The sequence below is a fragment of the Candidatus Protofrankia californiensis genome (genome assembly GCF_900634765.1).
Lineage (GTDB): Bacteria > Actinomycetota > Actinomycetes > Frankiales > Frankiaceae > Protofrankia > Protofrankia californiensis.
This window is the reverse complement of sequence record NZ_CAAAFT010000404.1, coordinates 6,408-13,868: the sequence shown is the minus strand read 5'-3', so window position 1 is coordinate 13,868 and position 7,461 is coordinate 6,408. Positions and strand designations below refer to the sequence as shown.

General features: G+C 67.8%; 8 protein-coding genes. 7 read left to right on the top strand and 1 reads right to left on the bottom strand.

What is annotated here, in order from left to right; all coding sequences use genetic code 11:
- A partial coding sequence (locus DD1DGNOD_RS20650) for an acyl carrier protein (protein WP_165036927.1) occupies nt 1–559 on the top strand: 559 nt, incomplete at its 5' end.
- Nucleotides 560–672: 113 nt separating this feature from the next.
- Here the strand turns inward: DD1DGNOD_RS20650 and DD1DGNOD_RS20645 are convergent.
- A complete protein-coding gene (locus DD1DGNOD_RS20645; RefSeq protein WP_131770859.1) occupies nt 673–1,296 on the bottom strand; it encodes a PaaI family thioesterase in 624 nt (207 codons plus the stop codon).
- Between the two features lie 682 nt (nt 1,297–1,978).
- Here DD1DGNOD_RS20645 and DD1DGNOD_RS30925 point away from each other — a divergent pair.
- The 6 genes from DD1DGNOD_RS30925 to DD1DGNOD_RS29920 all read left to right on the top strand — a co-directional run.
- The gene (locus DD1DGNOD_RS30925; RefSeq protein ID WP_206443341.1) at nt 1,979–2,293 is read left to right on the top strand and encodes an SDR family NAD(P)-dependent oxidoreductase; all 315 of its coding nucleotides are present in this window, start codon (nt 1,979–1,981) and stop codon (nt 2,291–2,293) included.
- 83 nt (nt 2,294–2,376) lie between these two features.
- Complete coding sequence (locus tag DD1DGNOD_RS20635) at nt 2,377–3,303, top strand: oxidoreductase (RefSeq protein ID WP_131768162.1); 927 nt, start codon at nt 2,377–2,379, stop codon at nt 3,301–3,303.
- Between the two features lie 542 nt (nt 3,304–3,845).
- A complete protein-coding gene (locus tag DD1DGNOD_RS20630; RefSeq protein ID WP_131770858.1) occupies nt 3,846–4,790 on the top strand; it encodes an NUDIX hydrolase in 945 nt (314 codons plus the stop codon).
- The gene (locus DD1DGNOD_RS20625; protein WP_241255875.1) at nt 4,787–6,007 is read left to right on the top strand and encodes a lipopolysaccharide kinase InaA family protein; all 1,221 of its coding nucleotides are present in this window, start codon (nt 4,787–4,789) and stop codon (nt 6,005–6,007) included. The genes DD1DGNOD_RS20630 and DD1DGNOD_RS20625 overlap by 4 nt, the downstream gene beginning before the upstream one ends.
- A gap of 199 nt (nt 6,008–6,206) precedes the next feature.
- Nucleotides 6,207–7,199 carry a hypothetical protein gene (locus DD1DGNOD_RS20620; RefSeq protein ID WP_131768160.1) on the top strand — a complete coding sequence of 331 codons (993 nt, stop codon included), beginning with the start codon at nt 6,207–6,209 and terminating at the stop codon, nt 7,197–7,199.
- A gap of 102 nt (nt 7,200–7,301) precedes the next feature.
- Nucleotides 7,302–7,461, top strand: a 160-nt coding sequence (locus DD1DGNOD_RS29920) for an adenylosuccinate synthetase (RefSeq protein WP_241255876.1), incomplete at its 3' end; no start/stop codon positions are given.

The following is a 7,461-nucleotide window of genomic DNA, read 5'->3' as shown; positions in this document are numbered from 1 at the left end:
GCCGCGGGACACCAATTCCGCCGGCCGCGTCCGGCAGGCGTGGCTCCAGACCGCGGGACGCCTGTGGACCAGCGGCGTCGACCTTGACTGGCCGGCGTTCCACGCCGATCATCTGCGTCGGCGCGTGCCGCTGCCCACCTACCCGTTCCAGCGCAGGCGCTACTGGGTCGAGCCGGAGCAGCGGGTGGGTCCGGCCGGCGGCGCGGGCCAGGGCGCCGCGCCGAAAGAGCCGAAAGAGCAGACGCTGCGCCACCGGCTCGAGGCGGCCGAGGGCCGCGAGAGACACCCGGTCCTCATCGAGTTCATCCAGCGTGCGGTCGCCGAGATGCTCGGGTTGGACGACCCACAGGCCGTGGACCCGGACCAGAGCCTCTTCGACGTCGGGCTGGATTCCCTGAACCTGATCGAGGTTGCGGCAAAGCTGAGCGCGGAGCTGGAGCAGGACGTCCGCGCCTCGGTGTTCGCCGAGCATCCGACCATTCGGGCATACGTGGAGAATTTTGCCGCGGAGCTGGCTCCGGGCGGCGCGGCAACGCTTCTCGACGTGTTCGGCAACTGACGAGCCCGGCCGTGGCCGTGGCGCTCCTGACGCAGCGCCGGTGCTCCGGTGCCGATGCCATGTCACACCGGCGCCGGTGATCCGGCTCCGGTGCGACATGGCTCGTCGTGCGTCTACGCGTGCTGCCCGTTGGGATGCGGCTCGAACGCCTGCCCGTTCCGGCGCTCGGGCATCACGTTCCGCAGACGGTCGGCGTCGGCATCGTCGAGGGCGAGGTGCCGGCGTGCCGCCTGCATGCTGACCAGTTGGTAGCTGGCCGTGGCCGTGGCCATCGTGTCGCCGTCCAGGCTGAGGATTTCGGCTGTGGCATCGGTGAGCCGGTTGCCCGCCTTCCCCTCGTCCTGGGTTCGCAGCCGGGCGACGCAGTCATATGTCGTCCCGATGAGCAGCGGCAGGATGTAGCGCACCTTCATGGTGGTGGTGAACGCCGTCAGGCCGGTCCGCAGCACGATCAGGTTGCCCATGATCTCGTCGCACACCACCCCGGTCAGGCCGCCGTGCACGACCCCCGGGTACGACTCGTGTGCCCGTCCGAAGCGGAAGCGGGCCTGCATCCCCTCCGGATGGGTCCGGAACTGCAGCTGAAGCCCCTGCTCGTTGTGTGGAGAACAGCCGAAACAGCGATAGTCCGACACCACTGACCAGGGAACCGCGATCGCCTCGCCGGGATGTTCGTCGGCGGGAAACTCCCCCGGGGGGCGGCTGTCATGAGGGGCCGTCGTGTGGGGGAGTGTCATGCCGGCACCTCGGTCGTGGCCCGCTGGATGCCGGAGTTCCCGGAGTTCCCGGCGTGACGGGAGATGTCGAAAACGAGCACGTTCTGGCTGGTGTCGGCGGTTGGCATCCCGCAGTCTCCCTGCTCTCGTCGACCCGATTGCCTTTTTCTAGTCAAAGCCGGGGAACAGAGTACCAGGAGTCGTCCGACGCTATCGGTCGATTGTATGTTCGGATGGGCGGCCGCGGCGCTCCGGCGTCGGCCGGCAGCTGCGATTCATTGTGCCCTTCGGTGCAATTGGACAAGAATTAACCCCGTCGTCGTTCGTGATTTCTCGCGTTTTCTGTGAGAACCCGGGTTCGTACACGCCCGCGGTTGGAACGTGGCAGCGGTGTTTTGCGCAGGAGAGATCAGGGAGCGGCCTGTCGTCCCGGTGTCGCTACTGTCCGTCACAGTATGATCCATTCAGGGTGTCCGGGAGGTGCTTCCGAGGGGAGCTACCCCGCCCTGCTGTCGGCCTCCGCCGTGGTGCTCGCCTCCTTCGGGTCGATCGGTTGCCGGCCGATCGCTCCGAGTGGGGGCAGGTCGAGCAGGAAATCCGCCAGGCCGGTGGCAAGGCCGTGTACGTCAAGGCCGACGTCCGGGTACCGGCGCAGGTGTAGTCCTTTGTCGACCGGGTCGCCGCGACGTAAGGAGGTCTCGACATCGCCTTCAACAACGCCGGCGTCGAGTTCTCCAAGCCGCTCCACGAAACCGGCGTCGAAGAATGGGACGACATCGCCGCTACGAACAGCCGAGGGGTGTTCCTGGCGATCAAATACGAGATCCCGCACATGCTCAGGACCGGGCGTGGTGTGATCGTCTGCATGTCCTCGTCCGGGGCCGAGGGAGCCTGCCTTGGGCACGCGGGCTACACTGCCAGTCCGCCGACTGTCGTGCCCCGGAGGCCGTGCACAATACACAGGCAGGTCAGCTCCCCGGACACGCTGCAATTGCTGTTGAGAGCGAACTGCTGTTGAGTTGAGAGCGCGCCTGGGCTTCTCGGAAGTCAGCACGGGCATGAGTAGATCATCATTCAAGAACACCGGAGTGTGGAACCGCTATGAGTCGCTGGACCGCCGACGATATTCCCGATCAGGCTGGCAGGACCTTCATCGTGACCGGGGCCAACAGCGGGCTTGGTTACATCACCACCCGAGAGCTGGCCCGCCGTGGTGCCCACGTCGTCATGGCCGTCCGCAACGAAGCCAGGGGTGAGGAGGCACTGGAGAAACTGCGTGTGGGGCAACCGGAGGCACGTCTGGAGGTGCGCCGTCTCGACCTTTCGGACCTGGACTCGGTCAGCACCTTTGCCAAGGGTGTCATCGCGGACGGGATACCCGTCGACGTACTGGTGAACAATGCGGGGATCATGATGCCGCCGCGATCGCTCACCGCACAGGGCTTCGAGGTGCAGTTCGGCGTCAATCACCTCGCGCACTTCGCACTCACCGGGCTGCTCCTGGACGTATTGGCGGCCGGTAGTGGCGGGCGTGTCGTCACAGTCAGTTCCGCCCTGCACAAAAAAGGCTCCATCCACTGGGACAACCTCAACGGCGAACGCAGGTATTTCCCGGTCACGTTCTACACCCAGTCAAAGTTCGCCAACATCCTCTTCGGGCTGGAACTGGACCGCCGGCTGCGGGCGAGCGCGGCGCCGGTACGAAGCCTCATGGCCCACCCGGGCTATGCGGCTACGAACCTGCAGTCCGCCGGGCCGACCGGACTGCTGAACCTGGTACTGAAAATCACCAACCGGTTCATCGCCAAGGATGCCGGGACAGGGGCACTGAGCCAGTTGTATGCGGCCACTCATCCGGACGCCGAAGGCGGCCAGTTCATCGGTCCCGGTGAACGCGGTGAATCCAAGGGTTATCCCACGGTTGTCCAACCCGTCAAAACAGCCCTGGACCCTGACGCCGCCGAACGGCTCTGGGGTCTCTCCGAAGAACTCACCGGAGTCCGGTATCATTTCGTTCCCGCTACATGATCTTTGCTTGGAACGGGTCCGGAGGGCCAAAGGCGGCGCGATCATGCTTCTGGCGTCCGGGGTCCGGAAGCAGGTCCGGCAGGTCCGGCAGGTCCGGAAGGCCCAGGCCTGCGGGACCTGAGCGGATCCGATGGCTCTACGTCGTCCGATGCCTGATGTCGAAAGGTCGAAAGCAGCGGTGGTGACGCGTCGGCCAGCAGCTCCGTGTCCACAAGGGCGAGACAGGGGCGGGTGCATGCGGGCCGACGCGCATCGGTCGGGCCCTTTGGCCGAAGGTTCACACTGAGTTCCCGCTCGGTGTGAACCAAGTTGTTTGCGTCGTGGCTCGGCTCGGGACGCTGTCTCCCGGCTCGGGTGGGAGGCGCGCCTGCGGACGATCAGCAGTCCGCCCCGCCGCCGGCCCCTCCCGCCGGCGGCCCCTCCACCGGTGGTTCGCCCTCTTGCGGTTCGTCATGGCGTCCGATATGTTCTTCTCGAATCGAGAAAATCTCTAGTTGAGAAGAACTGGTGTCGGCATGCCGGTGCCCAGGAGGGAGCGGTTGATGGACCCGGTGGAGTCCCGGTTCTCGCCGGCGGCCGGCGTGCCAGGTGGCTGCCGGCCGGGAGCCGTCCCGGTGGAGGGGCCGGGGGGTGTTCCAGCGGAGGAGGGGCGCTGGCTCGCCTCGTACGACCCTCGTGTCTATGACCTGATTGCGGTTACCGTCGACGTCGTTGCGTTGACGATCCGTAATCGAACGGATGTGCTGGAAGCCGGTGGCCGGGTGGACCGGCGCGTCCTGCACGTCCTGCTGGTGCGTCGTGGCGAAATGCCGTATGCGGGTCGCTGGTCCCTGCCCGGAGGTTTCGTCCGTACGCGCATCGCCCCGGACGGCACCCGTCACGAGGAGGACCTCCCACAGGCCGCCGTCCGTGAACTGGCGGAGGAGACCGGGCTCGCCGCGTCTGGCGACACCGTCGCCACCCCGTACGAGCTGGGGCGGGTCCACCTCGAGCAGCTCGGCACATACGGTGCACCCGGGCGCGACCCGCGCATGCGTGTGGTCTCCGTCGCCTACCTGGTCTTCGCGCCGGACCTGCCCGATCCCACCGCCGGCGGTGACGCCCGTGCGGCCGCCTGGGTCCCCGCCGACGCGGTCGACACGATCGACCCGCACGGACTGGCGTTCGACCACGCCCGCATCCTCGCCGACGGCTTCGAGCGAGCCCGATCCAAACTTGAGTACACGCCGCTGGCAACTGCGTTCGCCGGCGAGCAGTTCACCGTCACCGAACTCCGCGAGGTCTACGAGGCCGTGTGGGGAGAGTCCCTGCACCCCGGAAATTTCCACCGGAAGGTGCTGTCCACCCCCGGTTTCGTCGAGGACACCGGTGCCGCCACCGTCCGCGGCGGGGCCCGTGGCGGACGCCGCGCCCGGCTTTACCGCGCCAGCACCGCCCGCCTGCTGCACCCGGCGCTGCTGCGCCCCGCACGGGAGCAGGGCGCATGACAAACACGACAGGCATGACAGCAGGCGCCACAGGCATGACCCACACGCCGGACGCGCCGGGCCCGGTGCCGCCGCCCGTCCCGACCACGATCGACGAAGCCGTGGAATTCATCCTGCGCGCCAGCGGTCCGGTAGCACTGTTCGGGCGGGGCGGAGACACACCCGAGGCGTGCCTGCGCGCCGGCCGCCGCGCCTACCGGACGCTGGCGCGCACGGTCCATCCTGACGCGGTCCCGGCTGACCGGCGCCCCGACGCCCAGGCCGCCTTCACCCGCCTGGGCCACCTGTGGGAGCGGTACCAGCGGGAGATCGCCGGGGAGACAGCGGGCCGGCGGGCCGTCGTCACGACCAGGAAGCACGTCTACTCGGTCGGCAAGGTCCACGCCCGCGGTGATATCGCGACCCTGAGCGAGGTCACGTACGCCGGCGCCGACCCTGGCACCGGCGGCACCGAGGTCTGTGCGCTGCTGAAGATCCCGCGGTCGGTTGCCGACAACGACCTGATGGAGCGCGAGGTGACAGCGCTGCGACGGCTGGCGCGCGAGGGCGAGGACCGGTTCGCCGCATACGTGCCCCGCCTCGTCGAGACCTTCCGGCATCGCGACGGCGTCGGCGGTGGGCTACGCCGGGCGAACGTCATCGAGCGTGTCCACGGTTTCCGCTCGCTGGCCGAGGTGCGCGCCGTGTGCCCGGACGGGCTCGATGCCCGTGACGTCGCGTGGATGTGGCGGCGGCTGCTCGCCGCCCTCGGGTACGCGCACAGAGCCGGGATCGTGCACGGCGCCGTCGTACCCGACCATGTGCTCATCCACCCGCATGACCACGGCCTGGTCCTCGTGGACTGGTGCTACTCGGTCGTCACCGGCACGGACGGTTCGGGCGGCGCGGCCGGGCATGTGCCGGCGATGCATGTGCCGGCGATGGTTGACCGCTTCGTCGACATGTATCCGCCGGAGGTCGCGGCCAGGCGGCCTCCGGACGCGGCCACCGACATCTACCTGGCGACGATGTGCATGACGTACCTGCTGCGCGACGACGCTCCCAGGCCGATCCTGCGGTTCGCCCGAGGGTGCACTCTGCCTGGTCAGTCCCGGCGGCCGCACGATGCCTGGCGCCTGCTCGGCGAGCTCGACGAACTGCTGGAGCGGCTCTACGGCCCGCGCCGCTTCCGGCCGCTGCGGATCCCGACCCCAGACAACGCCGACGAGCATCCCTGAGCGAGCCCGGTCATCCACTGACACCACCGCATTGTTTTATGTCGCCGAATTACCCTGTATCGCCGTCCTGTCCCTGTCCTCGGCCACATTTTTTCGGCCTCATTGTTTTCATTCTCATTGCCTTCGTCTCCTTGTTTTCAGCCCTCGGGTTCGGCGCACGACCGAACCCCGAACCCCGAACTCGAACCGGAGGAATCCCATGGGCAGTGGATCCTGGTCCACCGACGTCTACGACGCGGCCTCGAGCTATCGACGGCGTACCGGCCGCAGCGCGTTCCACTACGGCGACAGCGTCCGCCACAGCAGCCCGCGCGGCAGTTGGAAAGCCCATCCCGACCTCGACCCGCACAGCGTCGGGACGCGCGAGAGCCATGACAGCGACGAGCATCCGACGTCGCTGGCCATCGGCGTCCTGTTCGACGTGACCGGTTCGATGGGGCAGGTGCCGCGTACCCTGCAAACCAAGCTGCCCGAACTGCTCGGCCTGCTCATCCGCAAGGGATACGTCGACGACCCACAGATCCTCTTCGGCGCGATCGGCGACGCCACCTGCGACCGGGTGCCCCTGCAGGTCGGTCAGTTCGAGTCCGACAACCGGATGGACGACCATCTCGGCAACATCTTCATCGAAGGCGGTGGCGGCGGGCAGAAGACCGAGTCCTACGAGCTGGCCCTGTACTTCATGGCCCGGCACACCTCGATCGACTGCTACGACAAGCGTGGCAAGCGGGGCTACCTCTTCGTCATCGGTGACGAGCTGCCCTACCGGCGGGTCAAGTGCCGGGAGGTCGCCTCGGTCATCGGCGACGATCTGGGTGAGGACATCCCGGTCGAGCGCATCGTCGCCGAGCTACAGCGTATGTACGAGGTGTACTACATCCTGCCGCAGGGAGCCTCGTACGCCGGGGACACCGAGGTGCTCGCTGCCTGGCGCGGTCTGCTGCGACAGAACGTCATCGAGCTGGACGACCTCGATGCCGTGTGCGAGACGATCGCGCTCACCATCGGTCTGGCCGAGGACGCGATCGACCTGGACGAGGGACTGGAGCACCTGCGCGAGACCGACGCGGACGCACCGGTCGGCGCCGTCGGCAAGGCCCTTGCCGCGTACGCGCACGACCGTGCAGCGGTGGTCGTCTCCGACGGCCTGCCGGGCCTCGACGACGGTTCAAAGGGGATCGCCCGGTTGTAGGTTGCTCGCTCCGTTGTAGTTTGCTCGCGCCCGTCCGCAACCGTGACCTCGCGCCCATCCGCAACCATTCCCCAACCATGACGTGGAGAGACGAACACCGCCGTGCCACACCGCCACACCATCGTCGTCGACCTCGGGTTCGGTGACGCGGGCAAGGGAACGGTCGTCGACCACCTGTGCGCGCGAGCGTCCGTGCGGGGCCGACCTGTGCGCGCTGTGATCCGGTTCAACGGCGGTGCCCAGGCCGCCCACAACGTCGTCA